The sequence below is a fragment of the Paenibacillus agilis genome, assembly GCF_007786455.1.
GTDB lineage: Bacteria > Bacillota > Bacilli > Paenibacillales > Paenibacillaceae > Paenibacillus_B > Paenibacillus_B agilis.
In genome coordinates this window covers 2,187,669-2,211,663 of sequence record NZ_VNJK01000001.1, presented here as the reverse complement: position 1 = coordinate 2,211,663, position 23,995 = coordinate 2,187,669, and the positions used below count along the sequence as shown (strand labels likewise).

Here is a 23,995-nt window from a genome sequence, read left to right as displayed (position 1 = left end):
ATTGGATAGATTGAGTGAGAGTTACAGATAATCAAACTTCAATCTTACGAAATAGTAAGATAAGAGTCTCAAATGGTTAGACTAGAGTCATTCATTTACATAAAAGTCTCGTCTATAATTCAGTCATAAACCTTTAACAAAACATATAAGGAGCAGACAGATGAAGAAAATAATAGTCTATGTATTGGTTATTGCTATTTTTGTAGGTATAGGATTTGGAGTGAAACGTTTTATAGAAGGTCCATCTCAACCAGTCAATGGTATTTTAGTTATGGGCACCGATCAAGATATTAATAAAGTTAAGCATATGTATAAAGATAACGCAAAGCAAACAAGCGATTATAAATTGAAATTAGTGACAACAACAATAAAAACTGAATTATCAGAGCAAGATCAAAAAGAAGAACCGAGGCAACAATTTGATATTCGACATATCAACTATTCTGTTATTACTCGCTCTACAGCTGAACAATTCATCAAGAAGGGCATGATTAGACAACGAAAAGATCCTAACAGCGTATCCATTATTTCAGATCCTGTTACGACCATAAAAGAACTGTCTACGGGTCAAAATCTTCTATTTTCTTTTAGTGATGAGGAATTGAAAAATAACCAACTTGATTTAAACGGTCAGATGATACCCGCACAGTATGTTAAGCATCAAGCATGGATCGGATACAAACCAGCGATGTATCTTGTTATTGTTGATGACCAAACGTACAGCAAGTTAGCAGAAGCTGAAACAACAATCTCATTGATTCCTTTTCAAAAGCGCAGTTTCGATTATAAAAATAAAGTTAAAATGAACGAGGTTATAAGTGAAATTGAGATAGTTTACCCAGGCAGTGAAGCGAAAGTAAATTTCGTAAATGTACAAGAGTAAACGGTTAGTGATCGGATTTTAAGGAATGAGAGGTAGAACAGCATGGAAGTTGTACGCTTGGAAAATGTAGTGAAGAGTTATGGGGAAGGTAATAACCGAGTAGATGCACTTAACGGGATTAACCTTTCCATTCAGCAAGGAGAATTTGTCTCCATCGTAGGCGTTTCCGGCTCTGGAAAAAGCACGCTGCTGCATATTTTAGGAGGACTGGATCGGCCTACTTCGGGACAAGTACTAATTGGTGATCATAATATTTATAACTATACAGATGATGAACTATCGATATTTAGAAGAAGAAAAGTCGGGTTTATCTTTCAGTTCTTTAATTTAATACCTGTACTGAATGTTCAAGAAAATATCGCTTTACCTACGCTGCTAGATGATGAATCGATTGATATGACCTATCTGGATGAAATCATTGAAATTCTAGGTCTTCATGAGCGGAGGAGTCACTTGCCTTCTGAATTATCTGGCGGTCAGCAGCAGCGGGTTTCCATCGGTAGAGCACTAATCAACCGGCCGCATTTGATCTTGGCTGACGAGCCTACAGGCAATTTGGATACGAGAAATACGAAGGAAGTAATGGACTTATTACGATTAACGGCCAAAAAATACAATCAAACCATTGTTTTGATTACTCACGATCTCGCAATCGCATCGGCTTCCGACCGGATCATCACAATAGAAGACGGTACGATCATTTCAGATCAACGGCTAGCTGCGAATAAGCACATGGCTGGAGGAGAATAAATGTGATCAGCAGTTATAAACAATTGAGCAGTAAATATTTAAAAGGGAATATTAAACGAACCGTACTTACTTTTGTTGGAATTGTATTATCTGTAGCATTAATCTCAACAATCGGCCTATTTATGAAAGGATCACAACTTTCACAAATTGAGAACATCAAGAAGTTAGATGGAGTTTCTTTTCACGTCGGTATTTCAAACTATGATGAAGCGATATTAAATAAAATTCGATATAATCCTCAAATTGCATCGTCTGGGTTGATGTCTCAGGGTGAAGTCGTTCCGGCTGGAGACATTTCTGTACAAATGAATTTCGCTGATTATCCTGCCATGGCGTTTTTAACGTACAGCCTCGTTGATGGCAAGTTACCAGCCAATGGCGATGAAGCAGTTGTCGATTCATGGGCGCTTCCTTATATCAAAGATAATCTTCAGATCGGTGACTCATTTGAATTGGGCGGAAACGAATACAAACTGGTTGGGATACTGAACAATCGTGAATTTACACAGAAAAGTAAAGTAGCCCGATTATTAACCTATAAACGTGACTTTGTTGCTGGAGAGGGCAGAATACTAGTAGAAATAGACGAAAAAGCGGACTTTAATAAGGTAATCGATGAAATCAATTCACTAACGGAGAGCACACATATCGAAATTAATCAGCAGTTGATTAACGTATTGAAACCAGGAACAAATGAGTCAGTATTGGCTATGGTTATTATCGTTGTTAGTATTGTTGTGATCGCAACGGCTGTCGTTATCTACAATGCTTTTCAAATCAGCGTCGTTGAGCGGATGAAGCAATTCGGCTTGTTAAGAAGCATTGGCGCTACGCGAAAGCAAATTAGGCAAATTGTGATGAGAGAGGCAGCTGTATTGGCTGTCCTCGCGATACCAATCGGCATTGTGTGCAGTATATTAGCTCTTGCTGTGCTGCAATTCATTTTTGACCTGATAATAAAAAATGGTGCAGGTGTTTCATTCTTTCATATCGATTGGCAGATAATATTGATTAGTTCAATCCTAACGCTAGCTGCTGTATTTGCATCAAGCTATTACCCGGCTTTTAGTGCGGGCAGAATATCGCCCTTGTTAGCAATCAGCAGTCGGCTGTCCATCAAGAAGGAAACGATCAAAAAACAAAAGAATGTCGTGCTGAAAAAGCCGTTATCTTTTCCTTTAAGCCTTGCCCTGAAAAATGTAAAAAGAAATAAAAATCGTTATACGATTACTATTTTGTCGATTATCATTAGCAGTGTATTATTTATTACGTTTACGTCTATTATGGATTTTGCATTTTCATCCAAATATGTCGAAGATTTATCCACAAAATCGGATATAACGATACATTTGCAAGTTGATAATCATGATTCCATTGCATCAGGAAGTCAGCAGGTATTGAAGCTGTTGAAATCGTTTGAAAATGTATCCGAAGTTGAGTTACAGGACGCTAGATTTAATATTCATTTACAGGATGTGGATCAATCTAACGCGACCGCCCAGAACATTCAACAAACCATTGGAACAAAATTCGATATTACTATCATTGATAACGTCCATGAAAATAAATCAAAACAAGAATCAGAGCTTGTTATTAAAGTGCTCGTATATAGTTTTATTGCCGTTGTTTCTTTAATTGGCAGTCTCAATATTATCAATACGATTACGATCAGCATTATCATTAGACGAAAAGAACTGGCAGCGTTAAAATCAATAGGTATGTCACAACGAGATTTGAAAAAAATGATCATTTACGAGGCTCTCATTTACGGTATTTCAGGAAGTTTACAAGGGATCTTCTTCGGTTGTATACTTTCCTATATTATGTACTTGGCTGTTTCAGGTATTAGCGCAATTGAATGGTCGATCCCATACGAAGCATGTCTGATAACGTTTGCTGCTGCTTTGTTGATTAGCTACGCATCAGTTCTAATACCGCTAAGGAAAATTCAAAAAGATAATCTTATAGATGTGATCAGGGAACAATCATAGGGGAGGGCCCGGCTATTTTATAGTCGGGTTGTTCTCATTTGATGGTCACTAACTCAGTGGTACGAGAAGAAGGAGAGGACATCCTTGCATAAAATATTGCTTGTTGAAGATGATGAAGCGCTTGGTTTAGCTATCGAATTTTCGTTAAAAAATGAAGGTTATGAGGTTGTTAGAGCAACGAGTGTAAAAGAAGCGAAGTACCAGTTTGATAATCACACTTTTGATTTGGCTATTCTGGATATCGGCCTCCCAGATGGAAACGGCTATGATTTGTGTCTTCATTTCAAACAACAAAACGATACGTCGGTTATTTTCTTAACCGCCTTGGACGAAGAGGCAAATATCGTTATGGGATTGGATATTGGCGGGGATGATTATATCACGAAGCCTTTTCGAGTTAAGGAATTGATGTCCAGAGTAAAAGTACAATTGCGCAAACAGGCGCGGTTGGAAGCTTATTCGAAGATCTTAACTTCAGAGAATATACAGCTCGATTTGAACTTAATCAAATGTTACAAAGACCAAGAAAGCATTCCACTAACGAATTTAGAATATAAGCTTCTATTAGCTTTTATGACGAACGCCCACAAAGCATTAACGAGAGATGAGCTGCTGCTGAAAATAACGGATAACGACGAAGTCTTTTTTGATGAAAACACATTATCTGTATACATTAGGCGATTGCGAGACAAGGTGGAAGCTGACCCGAAAAAACCACAGTTTATCGTGACCGAAAGAGGATTAGGCTATCGTTGGAGTAAGGATGTGAGCAGTAAGTAGGATGATGAAAAATACGGAGCTGAAAAGCTATATGCTAATACTGGCCATTCTGCTATTTCTATATACAGGGTATCAGGTTATTACCCATCAGCTGTTCTACAATCAATTAAAGGCCGATTCTATTACCACTTGGGGCGAAATTACGGCTAGATTGGTTGAGCAAAATCCTAATCATGAAGCGGAAATTATGAAAGTGCTAACAAGCCATGCTGCTGATTCGAGTATATATCAGGAAAAAGGAAGAGAGATATTTAGGCAATATGGATTGGATGAAGATTTGGAGTCAGAGCTATTTCCTTTGTTAAATGACCATATTGCGGGCCATAATCAATCTGTTTTATGGGGTCTATTTATACTTGGATTTATGCTGTTTGGGACAGGCTATTGGCACTACAAGATGATCTTCCATAAAATTAGACAACTTACTTCAGCAGCGAAAAAAATCATTGAGGGAGATTATTCGGTTGTCATCAATGAAAACAAAGAAGGGGAACTGGCCAAATTAGCCGCTGCCTTTCGATCCATGAAAGATATCATTAGAAAGAGCATGCAGGATTTACTTGAAGAGAAAAAGTTTTTAGGACAAATGCTGCAAGATATATCTCATCAATTAAAAACGCCACTTTCAACGATATCCATCTACAATGAGATGATGTTGAATGAAAGCTTGCCCCGCCAGCAGCATGTTCAGCTATTACAAAATAATGAGGTTCAAATTTCTAGAATGAATGTTTTGATTCAAAATTTATTGAAGGTAGCGAAAATTGACGCACGAGCCATTTCATTCGATAAAGAAAGAGCAGACTTGGTGGAGACTGTTGAGGAAGTCGTTGATCGCTTAGCAAGCTTAATCAGTAAGCATCAATTATCGATTGAATGGGACACGTCGAAAGATGTCGTCGTTGCTCACGATAAAATGTGGATGCAGGAAGCAGTCCTGAATCTGCTGAAGAATGCGATCGAGCATTCCAAGCCTGGTGGTAAAGTCATGATTCAAGTCAAGGATACCCCGATCTATACGGAACTTGTGATTCAAGACTTTGGAGAAGGCATTGAATCACAAGAGCTGCCGCATATTTTTGATCGATTCTACAAAGCAAGTAGCTCTAAAAAACATGACTCGGTAGGGATTGGCCTGGCGCTTGCCAAAGCCATTATCGAAGCGCATAATGCCTTGATTAAGGTGGAGAGTGAGAAAAATACCTATACCAAATTTACGATTACCTTTATTAAATTTTGATTTAATACGTACAAGCTGGATATAAATCGCCGAAGAACCGCGTAGCTACGCGGTTTTTCTTGTAAGAGGCGTCAAACGCCTTACATTTTGTAAAACCAGATCGATCAAAATAATTGACAATAGTTTAGTTCATGAACTAAACTATATGCGTAAACACCAATAAATAATGAGGAAGGGGGACAAAGGAATAAACATGAAAAGACTCCATTCATTCTGCAGCTGGAATTTCAACTCCTCATCAGCAGTATATTGACATAGCGAGAAATTATGGAGCGACTCTTATCATACAAATAGAAGGGAAGAAGTAGCTATGATTAAAGCGACCGTTATTTGTGAAAATACTGTGTTTGGAAACCTTGGAGCCATTGCTGAGCATGGCTGGTCCGTGTATATAGAGACGGAGCATGGTCATTTTTTGTTCGATACAGGTCAAGGAAATGCTCTGATCAACAATATGAGCCTATTAGGAAAGAAGTGGTCTGACTTATCCGGTATTATCATAAGCCATCATCATTGCGATCATACAGGAGGGTTGCTTTCTGCTCTGCAAGCGATGCCCCATGCTGAAGTTCCTGTATATTCACATCCCCAGTTATTTAAAACAAGTTACCTTGTTCGATCCAATCATCGCTATATCGGAGTTCCGCATAGAGAAGTAGCACTAATTGATGCAGGTGCGAAGTTTATTTATAACCGCGACTTTGTTGAAATCGTTCCGAATCTCTTTCTAACCGGAGAAGTCCCTAGAACCAATGACTATGAAATCGGAGATACAGATATCGTGATTGAAACAGAGAACGGCTATGAGATTGACCCTGTAGAGGATGACCAATCGATTATTATTCGAACGAAGAAGGGCTTGTTTATTATACTTGGCTGTTCTCACGCCGGAATTGTTAATATCATTAATTATGCGATTAAAAAGACAGGCGTTCAACGCGTTCATACGGTTATCGGAGGCACTCATTTATGGGCAGTTAGTGAGGAGCAAAAAGAGAAGACCATTCAAGCGCTACTAGAAATGGACATTGAACGAATTGGCGTTTCTCATTGTACTGGATTTGAGGTCAGTTCGCGATTAAAGCAGGCATTTGGCAGCCGCTTCTTTCATTGTAATGTAGGTACGGTAGTTACCGAGTAAAACACCACTTATCGCGTCCTTCTCTTGACATTGCAGAGTGGGTACTCTACCTTAAAATATAACGATTATAAGGTAGGAGTTAGATTACATTTGGACAATCATCATGTTATAGGCCAACTCATACACAAGCTGCGAAGAATGGAACGCCAGCCCCGCATTTTCGGTGAAGCGGGAGCTCTTACCCCTTCTGAAATGCACACCATTGAAGCAATTGGATGTGGCGAAGGCATTTTAATGAGCGAGCTTGCTCTAAAATTAAGCATTACGAAAGGTGCAGTCACCCAAATTATTTCCCGTCTTGAAAGGGAAGGATTTGTTAGCCGTCATGCTCATCCAGTAGACTTAAGGGCTGTAGTCGTCCAATTAGAAGAAAGAGGGAAGATTGCATTCATGTCTCACGAGGAAATGCACAAAGCGTTCATCAAAGCACTTCGTGAAGAACTTGGAGATGACGGCTATCACACTTTCGAAAAAGGAATCGCGAAATTTATTGAGTTTTTATAACAAAGAGAATGGAATTGAGTATGATGGGCCTACAACCATTTGGTTAGTTTGCCTATCGACGTAGTGGTGCGAATGTGAAGTGCACATGAAATCCCCGAGACATTCGCACCATATTTTTTCCGATTATTTACTTTTAGATAAGCTGTACGCAATGATTTACGGTAGTAAATGTACATAAATAATACTTGATTCCAGTAAAACGGGAAAAATGTTCTTAATTTTCTGAAATTCGCTGTCGCACTCTACGTGAGTGCGTGGATTGAAACGGTATGCCCCGTATTTAGTTCAGTCGCATCCTACGTGTTACATGCATATCTGTAACACATTAGAATCGAAAAAAGACGGCTATATCCCATACAACGGGGCTATAGTCGTCTTTTTGTATACTTATAAGCTAAGGGATTACCTTCCATACCGTAGCAGATGAAGTGCCAGGTGTTTCGTTACGCGTCCACCATTTGGCTTCATAGTTGATGTTATTGTGAGTTACTTTATTACCTGCGACATAGACAGTCGTTGGGCTCCATGCAGGATAGATAGCAGGAGCTGCAGACGTTGTTACGTTAAGTACATTGCTTGCCGCCGATATATTACCTGCAGGATCAACCGCTTTTACTGTAAAGGAGTATGCAGTATTGGCCGTTAAGTTCGTTACGGTGTATTGTACGGACGTTGATGGCACGGTTGCTACATAAGTGCCTCCGCGAAATATTTGGTACTCTTTGACCCCCACATTATCTGTTGATGCATTCCACATTAAAGGAACAGATGTTGAGGTGGTCGTACCCATAACATGGAGGCTAGATGGTGCAGTTGGTGGAACGATGTCCGGTCCTATTACGGGGAGTGTTGTGAATGTAATCGTATTGCTCGCATTTGACACATTGCCTGCTGCGTCGAACGCTTTAACGGTAAGGTTATATGTTGTATTGGCCGTCAGACCAGTTAAGTTCGTAGAGAGTGCTCCGTTCGTTGTTCCGATCTGGTTAGAACCGTTAAAGACACGGTACCCAAAAACACCCACATTGTCGGTGGAAGCGCCCCAAGATACCGTTGCAGTTGTTGTTCCGACATTGGAAGAAGTAGCAGTGGATGGAGCGGTAGGAGGAATTTCATCAGTATCACCGCCAAAATTAACATCGATAACATTATAGAACGCATTGTTGGTATCGTAGATTTCCCATACTGCTAAAATAACTTGGTACCCTGTACGATTAGGAATGTTGCATGTATCGGAATAAGATCCGCCTGGATGCGACCCACCTGAGGATGCGCTGCAAAATGGTGTTAGATCGAAGGAATCACGTGTAAGAGGGGCATTAGGGTCCCAGTTTTGTTTCGTGATGTAGTATTTCCAACTGGCAGTTGCATGAGAAACTTTAATATACCAGTTAAACGTGTGGGATCCGGGGCTGATATTCACCTTAGACCAGCGAGTGGATGATTGTTGATCAAGCTGGGTAAACCAAGTGTTAGCGCTTGCGATCTTCCCGTCTTGTGGTCCTCCCTGTGGAAATCCTTTTGGTCCTTCCAAACTGTACGGCTCATAAATAATATGTCCACAGTTCTGGTTCTGGCCGCTGGCACATAATGCTGCACGGCTATTCGTAACGTTGCCATGCGCGGTAGCATTCTGCACGAACAGCGTATTTGTTAGTGCGAATAGAAGTGCAAACATTGTACTGCATACAATGAATAACTTTATTTGCTTGGAAATAGTCGAACGTAAAGTAGACACTAATAATCCCTCCATCGTTATCTTATTTACAATCCGTTTGTTTCAATCTCCTCCCGTGAATTGAGATACCGATTTCTCTAGATCGGCGATAATCCAATGTCTCTATGAGAAGATAATCACCCCTTTCATCATCTGTAATGGTCGTGGGATTTACGCTGATCATTATGACGAAACAGAATATGAGTATGCGAAATGTTTTAGTACTACAACATTTAATGAGTACAGAATATTAGATAAGGAGGGAAGTACAATACAATATTCATGGGTCAAGATGCAACTATGTTTATTCTGGATGCTCAAAAATAAACGGGTAGGTGGAAATGATCCCGTTAGTAGATTTGAAGCGATTGAGATAGCGTGATCCAAAAGGCCACCCGTAAAGGCTGGCCTTTAAACTTGCTGATAGGTACGCTGGCGGCTCTACCATGCTCGTAAGCTTTTGGGGCAGTTAAAGAGCCATAGGTCTCTTGTGAGCATGCTCTGTTAATTTCACCGGTAATGGTGACGACCGAGTAGACAATCAATTACCTGGGTCGACCAGCCAAGCTGATGTAACGTCGCTAGTTGTCCTCGCTCAATTATGCTAAGATGGGAGTAGCTCATCTTGGATTTTCTGTAATCACAGTGTTGTGATAACTCTCATTTTACACAAATTCGATCATGAGCCTTTTGTTTTCTTAGGTGTCAAACTTCATATTACAATCCGCATAATGAAAGTCATACTGCTACCTCTTCATAACAGATTCACACTTCATATGGGTCACGAGAGTATTATCCTACATCCAACATTCAGCGCTACAGCAGCTTGAGCATGAAAATATGTCTTACCATGTCGTATTGGCTTATCGGTTGAAGCTAACAACACAACGGAAACAACATCCGTTATGCTTTTTCTGGCTGCATATTTTATCCTGTTGAACAAGTATACCAATCGGAATAGTGCTCTGTTGAGAAATGCCATAAGACATATCCATATTAACTCAAACAAATTAGGTAAGAGTATAGGAGTGATTCACATTAATATTAATTACTTAGATTATTTTAAATTTAGGCATATGAATTGCGGGATACATCAAGTTTTTTTTGATCTTCTTAATAAAGGTGTACCTGTGGATTACCTTTTTTATGATTCTTATATTGAATGTGAGGATATTTATAATCAGATTGTTGTTAAAGGTTTAGATCGTTGGTTCATGAGCACTCGCACGTTGAGCGATCTCAGTGATATAGGGATGGATGTGAAAATTACAAAGTTCCCTAACTTAGCCTCCTCATACCCCTTCGTTCAAGAAAAGTTTGGTGAAGGAAAACGAATTTTTCTTTGGATATGGACAGAACATCTCCCCCATCTAGCAAATGAACCACGAAGCATGCATGCAATTAGTCTGGAATCCTATGATCAAGAGAAGGGAACTTTTGTGATTTCTGATATACCTAACTTAATGGGACACACCTATGATCAAAGCAAAATACAGGAGGCTTTTGACTGCTTAGATGAAAGATGGAGATCCATGGGTTACATATGTGATGAACAGTATAACTTCACTGAAGAAACAGTTAGCTTATTTATTAACAAGTTTGAAGATGGTTTTTTAGCAGTTAGTGATAATTTGAATTTGTACGATAGGATAATAGAAATGCTACAAGAACATTCCCTGCAAATGGAGGAGAATAACAAAGATATAAAAAGCTATGAGCACGCATTGGCTATGGTGGCAGGTTCTCGTTATTTTTTATCAAAATTTTTCAGAATTACTCGATACCCAGGGACAGATAAATTAGACGAAATAGTTGATTTATCCTGTACTATTAGAAATGTATTCCTAAAGATCTTACTAGGTGGAAAGATCAATCTTCAGAAAACGACTGAGAAAATAAAAGCGCTAAAAGAATTAGAAACTGAAAACATTAAGATGATCAAGAAAAGAATTAATCAAAATAGAAGCAACCCTGTTAATAGAATGAGTTCCCAACCTGAAACTGTAGTAGATCTAAAGCTAAAATTTGAAATACTACCAGGTAATGGGCTTTTGCTAAAGTGGGAAGATATTCTCGATGAATATATTTATCAGTATCAAATATATGCTAACGATACTCTATTAGGAGTGACCGTGCAGAATGTATACGAAATACAAAATGTAGATCATGGCCGTGAATATAATATAAAAGTGAAAGTTAGGACGGTTAGAGGTGACATCAGTCTCAGCAATGATGAGATAACCTTAATTACAGCATCTAGAGGAAAAGATCATGCATTAGGAAAGCCTGTCTTCTGTTCATCGGAAGAATCAGACGTTAATCGAAAAGAAAATGTTAATGATGGCAGCTCTAAAACAAGATGGAGCAGCGCACCAGGGAGTGATCATGAGTGGATATGCATTGATCTGTTAGAAGAAGTAGAGATTGGACGTGTTCTTATAAATTGGGAAGAAGCTTATGCTACGTCATACACAATAGACATATCAAACGACAATGAAAGATGGCAGACAATCGTTAATATGGATTCAGGTAAGGGTGGAATTGAAGAGTATAGCGATTTTGGAGGTGTCATGTGTAGATATGTAAAATTGACTGGTGTAAAAAAGGCGACTTTATGGGGATATTCATTGTGGAAGCTTGAAGTGTACACCGATTAGGAATCAATCTAGACGCAAATTCGGAATTTCCTCATGCAGTACAAAAAAAGAACCTGATAATTCTATCAGGTTCTTTGCTATTGCATATAAACAGTCACGATGATACAATCAGATCACGACTATTTTTATATAAAATTGCATAATTAGTGTATCTTACATCTTTATTGTACTATGCTGCTAATCTCTTGTCAAATCTTTTTCTCAATTTAATGGTTAGGGGAGATGTGGAATGCGTTCTTTGATTCTTGATTTTCAGGAAATGAATGACTCGCAGCTTATGCTCGTTGGCGGAAAAGGGCTACATTTAGGGAAGCTATCCAAATTGGAAGGCATACAAGTGCCTGAAGGGTTTTGTATTACAACAATCGGATATCAACAAGCCATTGAACAAAACGAAACGTATCAGGCTTTATTGGATCGACTAACCATACTTACCGTAGAAGATCGGGAGCAAATTGCTGAAATTAGTAGTGCCATTAGACAAAGCATCAAAGAGGTAGTACTTCCTAGCGATGTTGTGAACGAAGTTGCTCGCTATCTCTCACTGCTTGGCGAGGAGCATGCTTATGCCGTACGTTCTAGTGCGACCGCTGAAGACTTGCCGCATGCCTCTTTTGCTGGTCAACAAGATACCTATTTAAATATCATTGGCCAAGAAGCCATCTTGCAGCATATCAGCAAATGCTGGGCTTCCTTATTTACGGATCGCGCGGTCATATACCGTATGCAAAATGGATTTGACCACAGCCAAGTGTATTTATCCGTAATCATTCAAAAAATGGTTTTCCCACAGGCTTCAGGAATCTTATTTACAGCTGATCCGATCACTTGTAACCGCAAGCTGCTCTCCATCGATGCCAGTTATGGTCTTGGAGAAGCACTGGTCTCAGGCTTGGTATCTGCCGATTGTTACAAAGTACAGGATGGACAAATCGTCGATAAGAGGATCGCGGTCAAAAAACTAGCCATCTATGGGCGGAAAGAAGGCGGAGTAGAAACCCAGCAGCTCAATTCTGAGCAGCAAAAGGCTCAAACCCTTACTGAACAACAAATTTTACAACTAGCACGGATCGGAAGACAGATTGAAGCTTACTTCGGCTGCCCGCAAGATATTGAATGGTGTTTGGTTGATGGTACCTTTTATATCGTTCAGAGTCGCCCAATCACGACTTTATATCCGATACCTGAAGCAGATGATCAAGCAAATCGCGTCTACGTATCTGTAGGACATCAACAAATGATGACCGATCCTATGAAACCGCTGGGATTGTCCTTTTTCCTGCTGACAACCCCTGCTCCAATGCGTAAAGCTGGTGGAAGGCTCTTTGTAGATATCACACCTATGCTGGCTTCACCTGACAGTAGAGAAATGTTAGTGAATAACCTAGGACAATCTGATCCCCTTATCAAGGATGCATTGATGACCATACTAGAGCGCAGAAATTTTATCACGTCGGTTCCTAATGAGAAAACAACACCGACGGCTCCCAACGCAAACAATAATGAGATGGCAGCTGCTGTTTTTCAAAACAAATTCGAACACGATTCAACAATCGTTTCTGATTTAATTAAGCGTCATCAAACATCGATAGAAGAGTTAAAAGAAGTCATCCAGACGAAATCAGGCTCAGCGTTATTTGATTTTATATTAGAAGATATTCAACAATTGAAGAAGTTTTTATTTGACCCGCAAAGTTTGGGTGTCATTATGACTGCAATGAATGCTTCAGCATGGATCAATGAAAACATGAACGAGTGGTTAGGCGAAAAGGGTGCAGCAGATACCATTTCTCAATCTGTACCTAATAATATTACGTCTGAAATGGGCCTCGCACTATTGGATGTCGCAGATGTGATTCGTCCTTACCGTGATGTTATTGATTATTTACAACATGTAAACGTGGATATTGGGGAGGAAGAACTGGTTAAGATTGAGGGTGGTCAGGAATCCTTAGACGCCATCCATGCTTATCTCAACAAATACGGAATGCGATGTGCCGGAGAAATTGATATCACCAGAACCCGTTGGAGCGAAAAACCATCTACACTTGTCCCGATGATTCTCAGTAATATCAAAAATTTTGAACCGAATGCAAGTAAGCGGAAATTTGAGCAGGGGCGAGTAGAAGCTGTAAATAAAGAGCAAGAGTTATTACGGCGATTGAAGCAATTACCTCACGGTGAGCAAAAAGCCGAAGAAACCAAACAAATGATCGATCTAGTCCGTAATTTCATCGGATATCGGGAATATCCAAAGTACAGCATGGTGAATCGCTATTTCGTATATAAGCAGGCTCTACTAAAAGAAGCTGATCGACTCGTAAAAGCGGGGATTATTGTTGAAAAAGAAGATATATACGAACTCACTTTTGAAGAACTTCACGAAGTCGTACGAACTCATCAATTGGATTACCAGATCATTAGCAAACGAAAAGACGAATATAAAGTGTATGAAAAATTAACGCCGCCACGTGTCATCACGTCAGATGGTGAGATTATTGCTGGTAAGTATAAACGTGAGAATCTCCCCGCGGAGGCTATTATAGGTCTAGCTGTTTCATCTGGAGTGATAGAGGGACGAGCGCGAGTCATCTTGCACATGGAAGATGCTGCTCTAGAAGAAGGGGACATTTTAGTCACCGCCTTTACTGACCCGAGCTGGACACCGTTGTTCGTTTCCATAAAAGGCCTCGTAACTGAAGTTGGTGGGTTGATGACCCATGGAGCTGTTATCGCACGTGAGTATGGCTTGCCTGCAGTTGTCGGAGTTGAGCATGCAACCAAATTGATCAAGGATGGGCAGCAAATTCGCGTGCATGGAACAGAAGGGTATATTGAGATATTGTAGTAGACACCTTATGACTAGACCTTGCTTCTCATCATGTAAAAATGAGCCTCCCCTTATAGGGGCACGGCTCATTTTTCGTTTATGTGATCATTCATATTCGTAAAGATACGTAGCGAATCAGTATTTAATTCTTGTTCTGAAATTCCTCAATCTTGTTAGCTCCATTCATAACCACGTTGCTATAACGTTTCGTCTAGGTAAAGCGATTAGTCAACGATACGACCAAACAATCTCGTAGGGACGTTCCAATTACCACTTTTATAATATAGATTATAATATCCTGGATTTAATGTAATGTAGACCCTATGTTCTTTGTTACCTGTTAAGAAAGAGTCCCATACCCGATTTCCATTACTATCGTGAATAGCGTAATAAACGTGTGCTGCATAATCTGAAGGAGTAACAACGTTTTGGTCTGTAATAAGTATTACTGTTGTACGGTGAGGAACATAAAAAGTCCCTCCGTGAATCGTATCAACACTGGCAAGTAAATGATTATGTGAAAAAGCAAGAAGAGTAGTGTAAAAAGGATTGATATCCTGTTCAATTGTCTTGTTATGTACCGGTGCATTCACGGCACTACTTTGGGCATGTGTCAACCCACTCATCAACGTTAAACTTGAAGTAACCAGTAGTAATGCTAACATTTTTTTGAACTTCATGGTATCCCTCCAATATTTGTAATATTATAACTATATGACCCTTTAAAATGTGTAGAACAGATCATTTTAGTTAATTTGAAAAAATAAGGAATTATAAAAGGTTTAGCGCGCTGTCCTAAATCGGCTTTTTAATAAGTACAATTCACACAATGTTACGTTTAAATATGATTGGAATCACACATGCAGAATGAGGGATTACCTATACTTGATTTGTACTAGTGAAGCTTTTCACGAAATAATGCAAATCTAAAGGAGGTCCCCATATGAGTTCATTCACACTTCAAAGTCATATCTCTGATATTGTTACATCCATACCGCAAACTGCGGATTTATTCCGTTCGCTCCGCATTGATTTTTGTTGTGGAGGACGAGTACCTTTGCAAGAAGCTGCTATGCAGCTTCAGTTAGATCCCGTTGATGTACTTGAGAAGGTGCATTCCATAGAAGTCAAGTTTGAAAATTACCAGGAGAGCCGTCCAGCATCCCTTAAGGAATCAGAATTAATTGAATACATTCAACAAAAGCATCATGTTTTCTTACGGGAAGAATTACCGGCTTTAACACCCTATGTGACGAAATTGGCTCGTGTACATGGAGAGCATCATCCTGAACTTATTAGGGTACAGGAGCTTTTCACCGAATTGAAAGTGGAGCTGCTGGACCATACGCAAGATGAGGATGAACATGTATTTCCGCTGATTTTGAAATTTATTGACCAACCAAACGAGCAAATTGCAGCAGCGCTTACACCGCATGTATCTGAACTAGAACATGAGCACACTCATGCTGGCAGCTTGCTTCAAGAGCTCAGAAAAGTAACCGCTGATTTTAAACTTCCGGATGATGCTTGCGGTACGTATCAGTTGGTCTTTAAACGGCTTGCTATGCTTGAAAAGGACATTTTTGAGCATATACATCTTGAGAACAATGTATTGTTCGAACGAATTCGCGCAGCAATTTAATGTTAATAAAAAAGACGACCATGGCCCATTTAAGGGGGGGATAGTCGTCTTTTTTATAGACCTAATATATGAAATTACCTTCCATACTGTAGCAGTTGAAGTGTCAGACGTTTCGTGAAGCGTCCACCATTTTGCTTCATAGTTGACGTTGTATGTGACTTTATTACCTGCGACATATACAGTCGTTGGGCTCCATACTGTATAAATGACAGCTTTATTATTTCTGCTGCTTACGGGTAATTGTAATCGAGGAGAGCGGTATTTGGATGTTTAGTCATTTTGATGTACCTCCTTGCCAAATTTTCAAACGAGTTTATTGATGCTGTTTGAACCCTTTAAGGATTAGCCATATAGCCAAAACCAATTGTTGAACAGCTATTGGAATATTCAAGATCATGTACGTTTCATCTAGACCGATGAAACGAATCATAAATAATAAGCTTGCCAATATGGACATAACAGACCCGATAAGGCCCGTAACGGACAACCAACGTGGAACGATTTTACTTTGGTAAAATCCCCAACTAAACAAGAACATAGCCAACACAAAAGACAATGTCGTTGCCACATGGTTTACCAAATCACGGCCTTCCCTTAACAATCCACCTAAAGTCTCAACATACGCGACATTTTCAATTTCTACTTTTAAAAATTCGTGACTTAATGACAGAAGCAACAGAAGAATGATTACACCAATAATAATGAACACTCCCGCAATGATGCCAAAAGCAACAGAGCCAAGCGCTAAACCTTTATAGTGCTGACTTAAAATCGGATATAGTAAAATAGGTACACCGACATAGGCAACAACCATAAGCAACTGAAAAAACGATCCTATTAGTACCTGATTCTCACTGGTAGAAGCCTTGGCTAAATAATCTGCTCCATCTATAACAGGAACAACACTGAATATACCTGTAACTAACCCAGCAATTAATAACACTCCAGTAATTATCGCAGACCATCTACCTGAGTTTGTACGGTTCCTCAACATAATGTACCTCCTTATCATATAGTCAATGCATATTTTTCTGAGTTATTTTTTATGAATACCTGCTAAGCAATAGGGGCGAAATTTGATTAATATCATTAAATAATAGGCTAAAAAAATTAGCTGCCTGTTAAAAAGGAAGCATCCGATTACACATCAGGTTGTCAGTGTATGTAGACTCATAATTCATTTGACTGATGGTCAGTCAAATGAATATAATGGAAATAACTAAAAAGGAGGTTGGATATGAGGATAACCAAAAAGCCTGAAGAACGACGGAAAGAATTTATGGACACTGCTATGGCATTGTTTTTAAAAAACGGATACGAGAAAACGACAGTTGAGGATATTACCCAATCGATGCAAGTTGCAAAAGGAAGTTTTTATTACTACTTCAAAACCAAACAAGATGTATTTGAAGCCTGCATCTACTCCGCAGCGAGTGGGATTGTCGACAAATACCTGATGATTTTGAACAACAGCGATAAAACGGCTGCTGAAAGAATCGTTGAATATATCGAATTTAATTTCCACTTATCTGAAAAGGGGCAGTTGAACGATATTTTTGACATGATTCACTCTCCGGTGTTTGAAGCTGTTCATAGCAGGGTGGCTGCAGAAAGCATGAAAGAATTGCTGGGTTGCTTTACGTCCTTAATTGAATCTGGAAAAGAAGATAGCGGGTTCCAAACAGAGGATGCTGAATTTACTGCCGCCGCGCTTCTAGGCGCACTTCAAGAGGTACACCATTTACTGTCCAAAAGAGTAGGCGAATCATCAGACAGACAGCGGAGCTTAATTTATAGTCTGATTGAAAGTGTTGTTGGTACGAAAATTCGATAAGAAGGGTGAGTCAATCATGAACAAGGCAACAGTTCATACTGAAAGGTTGGAATTCCAGAGCAGCGGGACAACTTGTGTCGGGTATTTATATCGTCTTGATCACGATAGTCCCAAGCCATGTATAATCTTAGGATCCGGATTCGGAGGCACGCAGGACACGCCGAGTCTAATTGCGGTTGCCACTGCCATTGCTCAGGCGGGATTTTGCTCTTTTACATTCGATTATCGCTATCTTGGTGAAAGTGGTGGGCTACCTAGGCAAATTGTGAGTATATCAGGGCAACAGGAGGACTTTTTATCTGCAATTCGGTTTATCCGTGATCATCCAGCAGTCGATGAACATCGCTTAGGATTATGGGGTTCATCGCTTGGAGGCGGGCATGTCGTATCCGTTGCTTCGAGGGTACCGGAAATCACGGCTGTAATCGCCCAAATTCCGTATAACGGTTTTCCGAAAAAAAGCGCACATTCTTGGTGGCAAAGGTTAAAGCTATTAAGACTTATTCGCAAAGATCAGAACCGCGCCAAGCAGAGCCACGAACCGCTCTACATCCCTATGGTCGGCAATACTGGGGAACTGGCTATTATGGTAGGAAGCGATGCTGCCAGAACGATCGCGGGCATGAATTCCAAAACATGGCGCAACGAAGTGGCTCCGAGAGTGATCATGGAGATGGCGAAATATAAACCAAGCAGCACAGCAGACAAAGTTAAGGCTGCCGTGTTGATCTGCTATGGTGAATTTGATAAAGAGACGCAGGGACCGCAGACGAAGGAATTAATAGAAGCCCTTCCTAAGGTTGAGGTAAAGGCATATCCTGCTACTCATTTTGAGTTTTATGAGCCTGGAGTGAGGGAGGGCATTATTGCTGATCAGATCGCATTTCTCAGCAAAGTGTATTCGTAAATCGTAATGATTAATGCTTAATAATTTGGAAGTTGGCAAACTGAATTTTTGCATCTTTAATTTCAGCGTAATGTTTGCGATAAATACCCCATTTCGGGCGGATAATGTTGGCTCCATCTATCCACATGTCTTGATTACCGCTATAAGGAGGCATTACGTCTTTACCGTCTAACGTCTTCAATGTCATAGAAACGGAACCATTATCTGAATTTACAACCGTTACTGTCGCTTCAACCCAAACATTTTTATAATTCGCAAAGTTGGCTTCACTCAGTACTTTACGCTGCGTATTATCCGTACCTTTAGGATTGTGATAGAACTTTAAAACGTTCTGATCCAAAGAAAATGTTAGTAGTGGAATATCATCATTCTGACCGATTGCTTTGTATTGAAAAATAGCAAAAAAGTGCGCTTTTTTAGGAAACTCGAAGTTTTCATCTAATTTAAATTTCCATTTATACGTGTAGTTCGAATCTTTAGGAGCTTTTAGTTCAGTGCGAGAAGCGTTATATACTTTCACTTCGTTACGTTGACTTGTATTGTTTTCAAGTAGATCGGTGCTTTTGACAATGAATTCAAAGGCATTGCCGACAATAGGGGAATTTACTTCAAATATACGATCACTAGCAGCACCATCCACTGGTTTGGGTCCAAAGTTATCTTTGAATATTTGGTACGCATCTTTACCATAATTAGGGCCATCTGCATTTACGTTTAAGGTGAATGCAGCAGCTGATACAACCGTTGACATTAATCCGAACATCATGATCAGCATAAGTATAGTAGTAACCCTTTTATTCCTCAAATATTTCGCCTCCATATTTAAATTAGGTAATTTAAGCCATATGTAATTTTAGTTTATAATAACTAGATAATCAATACGTTTAGGTAAGACTAGAATACGCAAACAGTTGCCATAGAGCGTATTCCGCGTTAATAGTTGTATTTTAAAATGTAAAAGGCGTCACAGCGCTTATTAGTCGGATGGAGTGCGATTTTTCTCCATTATCGCTTATATAAGCTCGTCTACAACCGTTACATTTAAATGAAGAGCTATTTTATGAAAATAACGTCCATGGCGCTCGTTAGAGGAAGGTATAATAAGTAACGAATCCAGACGAAACGAAACAAGCTGGCTTTGGATGAATACCGTTGCCAGCTTGTTCGCTAGTATTTTCAATATCTACTAATTTAGATACTTGGCCATCTGAGTGATTGCTTCGTGAAGTTAATTAATATTATTGAGCTTGCCATAAAGATGCAGATGAGCTCGGTGTCCAACCAGCTTGTGAAGTATGGGCTTGGATACACTTATACGTCACACCGTTATAAGAAACTAATGCATTCAGCGCATAGGCTGTATTCACTGCCCATGGCGTAGCGGTAGAAACTTGTGCGGTTGTGACGGTGATAGCATTACTATTTCCAGATTCATTTAGTGATGGATCGATTGCACGAACCGTATACGTGTAGGACGTATTCGGAGTCAGTCCCGTAATGTACTTACTAGTAGCCGGGCCTGTAACGGTTGCGACGACAGTCGAGCCGCTATAAATGCGATAACCTGCGATTCCGGCTGCATCCGTTGACGCATTCCACATAAGTGTAAGCGAATTCGTGCCTGCTGGTCCCATTACATGCAATCCCGTCGGATTGGTTGGCGGTGTTACGTCATTCTGAAGTGGGCTGGTAGTTACCTGAACGCTATTGCTGGCGGCAGAGCGATTACCAGACGGATCATAGGCTTTGACCGTGAAATTGTAGGTCGTTCCCGCAGTTAAATTCGTTACTGTCGTGCTGAGCTGGTTGCCCAGTACGGTAGCCACTGGTGTTGAGTTCGAGCCTGCATAAATTTCATAACCAGTAATTCCGTTTTGATCCGTTGCAGCACTCCATGATAATGCAGCTGTTGTTGTGCTGACCGCACCCGAAGTTAAATTCGCAGGTGCTGTAGGAGCTGTATTATCGGCTGCCCCGAACTGTACGTCAATTACGTTGTACCATGCCATTGGTGTATTTGAAATATCCCAAACAGCGAGGATGATATGATAGCCTGTTCTAGCAGGCACATTACAAGAATGGGACAATGTTGTTGGAGGAGCTTGTCCGTTCCCTTGAACGGTACAGAATGGGGTAAGATCAAGCTGCGCGCGCGATAGTGGAGCATTAGGGTCCCAATTCGGCTTCGTAATAAAATAACGGTAGCTAGTCGTTGCATGAGGAGCAGTAAATTTCCAAGTAAATGTATTCGTACCGCTGCTGATGCTTGCTTTATTCCAGCGTGTAGCGGTTTGTGCATCTAGATTGCCAAAGCCAGCTAGACCTGCACTCGCGATTTTTCCATCAGCCGGGCCAGCATTAGGGAATCCCTTATAACCTTCAAGACTTTGAGGCTCATGAACGATGGAGCCACAATTCGTATTTAAACCATTTTTACATTGGATCGCTCGGCTAGCTGGCGAATCCACATATCCATGAGCAGAAACCGACTTAGCAGACGCAAGTATACCAGCTAAAATAAGTAACGCACCACCGCAAACAACCAACACGCGCATCATGTGATTCCGATCCATTCGAACATTCATCATCATAACATTACCTCCCAAGTTTTTGGTATGGTATTGTATCCACCCATCTCCTCACATCCAGTAAGTAGCGTTATTAGCTGCCTCCTTTCATTCTCATTCACATACAAAGAGATAATACATAACTTTATGATATCAACTCCTTATCAATCGATTTATATAAACTCTGATGAGCTTATACACGCTGTGGATGCTTAATGATGGAATCGAATGGGACTGTTTGAAATGACAGGATGGGGCAGGGTTAGGCACTCACTATGTTACTTTTTCGGATGAATGAACTGACTTTTAGTTGAGCGATATGATCTTGGTTTGGGTATTAGCTGAGGAATATTAGACAACTCTATCATAATGCAACCGCTTACATTTGTGCACTGAGATTTTAGAACTATTATTAAAAAGCTCGATCTGGTGCCAGCCGATACGCTCATTGACCTACTTAAGTGATAGGTTTGGTCTGTATGGGTATTCCTGTTGTGTATAAAGTCACGGATCTCTGACGAATGAAACTTCGTTTATAAGAAAAAGCTCTATTTATGATAGAAATTATCAAATGTTTACCGTTCCTTTAACCGTTTACATGTGGAGTTTAAAATATTGTTGACAGGACACCAAATGGTGTCTTAAAATCAAAACGTCACCGAACGGTGTCCAATTAGAAGCTAGTCTACTTGGGAAGTTTAGAGCTTGGATAAGGATTACATGTATAGGGAGATGAAGTGATGAGTTTTTTTAAAGATTTTTTCTCGATATTTAAAAAGAGAGAGCTATTATTTCTAGAAAGCCAGAAAGAATCAGAAGATGTATATTCTTTTCTATTTGAAAAAGAGAAAGACTTAACCTGGAAAGCAGGGCAATATGGTTTGTTTAATATCACTCATAAGAAAATAAAAAATCCTACAAAACCATTCAGTATAGCATCTGCTCCTACAGAGAATGTCGTTAAAATAACAACGCGCATTAACGATGACCCAAGTGATTATAAGAAAGCGTTGTTAGAACTAAAACCGGGAATGAAAGTGAAAATGAGCGGACCTGTAGGGACTTTTCAGCTAGAAGATAACACTCCTTCGCTTCTGATTGCAGGTGGAATTGGAATTACACCATTTCGGTCGATTCTAAAACATATAGAGGCAGTAGAGAACGGGGCGGACAAACAAATCAATCTGCTTTATTTTGATAGCAACAAGTCATATATCTACAAAGATGAACTTGATGTACTGGCTAAGGTTACTTCAACAAATGTAACTTATTTGGATTCAAGAGATGACTTACATCAGGAAATCGATGCGTTTAACGCCTTATATAAAAACAATGCTAAATACTTTATTGCAGGACCGAAGTCCATGGTAGATTCGATTTCTAGCTATTTGCAAAATAATCATATTTCAAAGCGGAATATAAAAAAGGATTCCTTTTATGGGTATTAGGTGAGCATGACAGTAGAGGTTAATTCAATAAATGTAACAGAATCCACCAGCCCACTCTGGGCTTTTTTTATTGCTTCTTGAATGCCTTTTTTACAAATTATAGGTTGACAAATGATTGAAGTATGATTAATATACAATTAACACTTTGGTAATTGTTAAAGAGAGAAAGGGTTTTGCTTACCATGTCAAACAAAGAAGCATTAGCACAATATGATGTGAAAAAATATCGCACGCCAGATGGCTATACATCAGACATTGCTGTATTTACAATATTGCCTGTTGAAGTGAAAGAATTCAAACCGCCCGAGATGGATCTCAAGATTATGCTCATTCAGCGGAGTATGCTGAACAGTGAAGGCCAGCCCAATATCGAAGCAGGGAAGTGGGCCTTGCCTGGTGGATTCGTAAACCCAGATGAGACTGCCTTTGAAAGTGCCAAACGTGAGCTGCAAGAAGAAACAGGCGTTGAAAACATTCACCTAGAACATTATGGGGTATACGATAAACCAGGACGTGATCCAAGGGGATGGATGATTACAAATGCACACTTTGCGATTGTTCCAGAACACAAGTTGTCCCAAAGACAGGCAAATGATGATGCCGCAGATGTTCAGTTGTTTTCCATACAAGAGGTTATGAATCTCGATCTGGCTTTTGATCACGCACAAATCATCGCTGACGCAATTCATGTCATACGCCAGAAGCTGCTCGAATCGACGGTAGCAAAGGAGTTTCTACCTGAACAATTCACATACTCAGAGCTTCAAGCCGTTCTCCTTACGGTCACTGATGATTCCGCCATTGCGATGGAATCGGCATTTGCAAGAAAGATTAAGTCTTTGCCCTTTATCGAAGCAGTTGCAGGTCAGAAAACAACACGAACCTCAAAACGACCGACACAGTTGTACCGATTCGTTGATATGGATCTAAACAAATCCATTTATCACACCAAAATATAATTGATTTACAGGGCTAAGAAAAGATAGTGACTAATAAGTAGGCAGCACGATTACGCAAGTCGATGCGTGATGAGTAAAGTGCTACAATAACTTTATTGTCACTACTCTTTTTTACAATAAACAATTAACAATTACGCAATAGTTA

The 23,995-nt window shown here is 39.9% G+C and carries 19 protein-coding genes; 14 read left to right on the top strand and 5 right to left on the bottom strand.

All coding sequences use genetic code 11. The features are described from left to right. The first annotated feature begins 160 nt into the window (after positions 1-160). From FPZ44_RS09980 to FPZ44_RS09950, 7 genes are all read left to right on the top strand, one after another. Entirely contained in the window at positions 161-883 is a 723-nt protein-coding gene (locus FPZ44_RS09980; RefSeq protein WP_144989750.1) for a lipoprotein BA_5634 family protein, read from the top strand. Between the two features lie 42 nt (positions 884-925). Beyond that, positions 926-1,633 (top strand): ABC transporter ATP-binding protein, encoded by a 708-nt coding sequence (locus FPZ44_RS09975; RefSeq protein ID WP_144989748.1) that lies wholly within the window; start codon positions 926-928, stop codon positions 1,631-1,633. Between the two features lie 2 nt (positions 1,634-1,635). Then, entirely contained in the window at positions 1,636-3,624 is a 1,989-nt protein-coding gene (locus FPZ44_RS09970; protein WP_144989746.1) for an ABC transporter permease, read from the top strand. A gap of 84 nt (positions 3,625-3,708) precedes the next feature. Beyond that, a complete protein-coding gene (locus FPZ44_RS09965) occupies positions 3,709-4,404 on the top strand; it encodes a response regulator transcription factor (protein ID WP_144989745.1) in 696 nt (231 codons plus the stop codon). A gap of 4 nt (positions 4,405-4,408) precedes the next feature. Next, positions 4,409-5,644 (top strand): sensor histidine kinase, encoded by a 1,236-nt coding sequence (locus FPZ44_RS09960; protein ID WP_144991778.1) that lies wholly within the window; start codon positions 4,409-4,411, stop codon positions 5,642-5,644. A 310-nt stretch (positions 5,645-5,954) separates the two neighbouring features. Then, a complete protein-coding gene (locus tag FPZ44_RS09955) occupies positions 5,955-6,785 on the top strand; it encodes an MBL fold metallo-hydrolase (RefSeq protein WP_144989743.1) in 831 nt (276 codons plus the stop codon). Between the two features lie 90 nt (positions 6,786-6,875). Continuing rightward, entirely contained in the window at positions 6,876-7,289 is a 414-nt protein-coding gene (locus FPZ44_RS09950) for a MarR family winged helix-turn-helix transcriptional regulator (RefSeq protein WP_261378277.1), read from the top strand. A gap of 394 nt (positions 7,290-7,683) precedes the next feature. On the opposite strand, the gene FPZ44_RS09945 is transcribed toward FPZ44_RS09950, so the two are convergent. Further along, positions 7,684-9,027, bottom strand: a complete 1,344-nt coding sequence (locus FPZ44_RS09945) for a lytic polysaccharide monooxygenase (RefSeq protein ID WP_261378276.1) — start codon at positions 9,025-9,027, stop codon at positions 7,684-7,686. A 1,007-nt stretch (positions 9,028-10,034) separates the two neighbouring features. Between FPZ44_RS09945 and FPZ44_RS09935 the strand changes: the two genes are divergently transcribed. Together FPZ44_RS09935 and ppsA are read left to right on the top strand one after the other, a co-directional pair. Continuing rightward, positions 10,035-11,663, top strand: coding sequence for a discoidin domain-containing protein (locus tag FPZ44_RS09935; protein WP_186785984.1), 1,629 nt, complete (start codon positions 10,035-10,037; stop codon positions 11,661-11,663). A 229-nt stretch (positions 11,664-11,892) separates the two neighbouring features. Then, positions 11,893-14,511 carry a phosphoenolpyruvate synthase gene (gene ppsA / locus FPZ44_RS09930; RefSeq protein WP_144989739.1) on the top strand — a complete coding sequence of 873 codons (2,619 nt, stop codon included), beginning with the start codon at positions 11,893-11,895 and terminating at the stop codon, positions 14,509-14,511. Between the two features lie 206 nt (positions 14,512-14,717). On the opposite strand, the gene FPZ44_RS09925 is transcribed toward ppsA, so the two are convergent. Then, entirely contained in the window at positions 14,718-15,173 is a 456-nt protein-coding gene (locus tag FPZ44_RS09925; RefSeq protein WP_144989737.1) for a hypothetical protein, read from the bottom strand. Positions 15,174-15,436: 263 nt separating this feature from the next. Between FPZ44_RS09925 and ric the strand changes: the two genes are divergently transcribed. Further along, positions 15,437-16,135: an iron-sulfur cluster repair di-iron protein gene (gene ric / locus FPZ44_RS09920; RefSeq protein ID WP_144989735.1), complete on the top strand. Its 699-nt coding sequence runs from the start codon at positions 15,437-15,439 to the stop codon at positions 16,133-16,135. A gap of 313 nt (positions 16,136-16,448) precedes the next feature. Here the strand turns inward: ric and FPZ44_RS09910 are convergent, their stop codons facing one another. Next, complete coding sequence (locus FPZ44_RS09910; RefSeq protein ID WP_144989733.1) at positions 16,449-17,129, bottom strand: DUF4386 domain-containing protein; 681 nt, start codon at positions 17,127-17,129, stop codon at positions 16,449-16,451. A gap of 243 nt (positions 17,130-17,372) precedes the next feature. Between FPZ44_RS09910 and FPZ44_RS09905 the strand changes: the two genes are divergently transcribed. Then, positions 17,373-17,969: a TetR/AcrR family transcriptional regulator gene (locus tag FPZ44_RS09905; protein WP_144989731.1), complete on the top strand. Its 597-nt coding sequence runs from the start codon at positions 17,373-17,375 to the stop codon at positions 17,967-17,969. Between the two features lie 16 nt (positions 17,970-17,985). After that, positions 17,986-18,876 (top strand): alpha/beta hydrolase, encoded by an 891-nt coding sequence (locus tag FPZ44_RS09900; protein ID WP_144989729.1) that lies wholly within the window; start codon positions 17,986-17,988, stop codon positions 18,874-18,876. A 10-nt stretch (positions 18,877-18,886) separates the two neighbouring features. Here the strand turns inward: FPZ44_RS09900 and FPZ44_RS09895 are convergent, their stop codons facing one another. Further along, positions 18,887-19,681 carry a heparin lyase I family protein gene (locus tag FPZ44_RS09895; RefSeq protein ID WP_186785983.1) on the bottom strand — a complete coding sequence of 265 codons (795 nt, stop codon included), beginning with the start codon at positions 19,679-19,681 and terminating at the stop codon, positions 18,887-18,889. Positions 19,682-20,114: 433 nt separating this feature from the next. Further along, positions 20,115-21,467 (bottom strand): lytic polysaccharide monooxygenase, encoded by a 1,353-nt coding sequence (locus FPZ44_RS09890; RefSeq protein WP_335926122.1) that lies wholly within the window; start codon positions 21,465-21,467, stop codon positions 20,115-20,117. 716 nt (positions 21,468-22,183) lie between these two features. Between FPZ44_RS09890 and FPZ44_RS09885 the strand changes: the two genes are divergently transcribed. Together FPZ44_RS09885 and FPZ44_RS09880 are read left to right on the top strand one after the other, a co-directional pair. Continuing rightward, positions 22,184-22,891 (top strand): FAD-dependent oxidoreductase, encoded by a 708-nt coding sequence (locus tag FPZ44_RS09885; RefSeq protein WP_144989725.1) that lies wholly within the window; start codon positions 22,184-22,186, stop codon positions 22,889-22,891. A gap of 182 nt (positions 22,892-23,073) precedes the next feature. Continuing rightward, the gene (locus tag FPZ44_RS09880) at positions 23,074-23,850 is read left to right on the top strand and encodes an NUDIX hydrolase (RefSeq protein WP_144989723.1); all 777 of its coding nucleotides are present in this window, start codon (positions 23,074-23,076) and stop codon (positions 23,848-23,850) included. Positions 23,851-23,995: the final 145 nt, after the last annotated feature.

Bases quoted from the DNA above. Each gene is read 5' to 3' on its own strand.
- FPZ44_RS09975 (WP_144989748.1), top strand. From the start codon at position 926: ATGGAAGTTGTACGCTTGGAAAATGTAGTGAAGAGTTATGGGGAAGGT.
- ppsA (WP_144989739.1), top strand. From the start codon at position 11,893: ATGCGTTCTTTGATTCTTGATTTTCAGGAAATGAATGACTCGCAGCTT.
- FPZ44_RS09905 (WP_144989731.1), top strand. From the start codon at position 17,373: ATGAGGATAACCAAAAAGCCTGAAGAACGACGGAAAGAATTTATGGAC.
- FPZ44_RS09955 (WP_144989743.1), top strand. From the start codon at position 5,955: ATGATTAAAGCGACCGTTATTTGTGAAAATACTGTGTTTGGAAACCTT.
- FPZ44_RS09925 (WP_144989737.1), bottom strand. From the start codon at position 15,173: ATGAAGTTCAAAAAAATGTTAGCATTACTACTGGTTACTTCAAGTTTA.
- FPZ44_RS09910 (WP_144989733.1), bottom strand. From the start codon at position 17,129: ATGTTGAGGAACCGTACAAACTCAGGTAGATGGTCTGCGATAATTACT.
- FPZ44_RS09980 (WP_144989750.1), top strand. From the start codon at position 161: ATGAAGAAAATAATAGTCTATGTATTGGTTATTGCTATTTTTGTAGGT.
- FPZ44_RS09890 (WP_335926122.1), bottom strand. From the start codon at position 21,467: ATGATGATGAATGTTCGAATGGATCGGAATCACATGATGCGCGTGTTG.
- FPZ44_RS09960 (WP_144991778.1), top strand. From the start codon at position 4,409: ATGAAAAATACGGAGCTGAAAAGCTATATGCTAATACTGGCCATTCTG.
- FPZ44_RS09900 (WP_144989729.1), top strand. From the start codon at position 17,986: ATGAACAAGGCAACAGTTCATACTGAAAGGTTGGAATTCCAGAGCAGC.
- FPZ44_RS09880 (WP_144989723.1), top strand. From the start codon at position 23,074: ATGTCAAACAAAGAAGCATTAGCACAATATGATGTGAAAAAATATCGC.
- ric (WP_144989735.1), top strand. From the start codon at position 15,437: ATGAGTTCATTCACACTTCAAAGTCATATCTCTGATATTGTTACATCC.
- FPZ44_RS09885 (WP_144989725.1), top strand. From the start codon at position 22,184: ATGAGTTTTTTTAAAGATTTTTTCTCGATATTTAAAAAGAGAGAGCTA.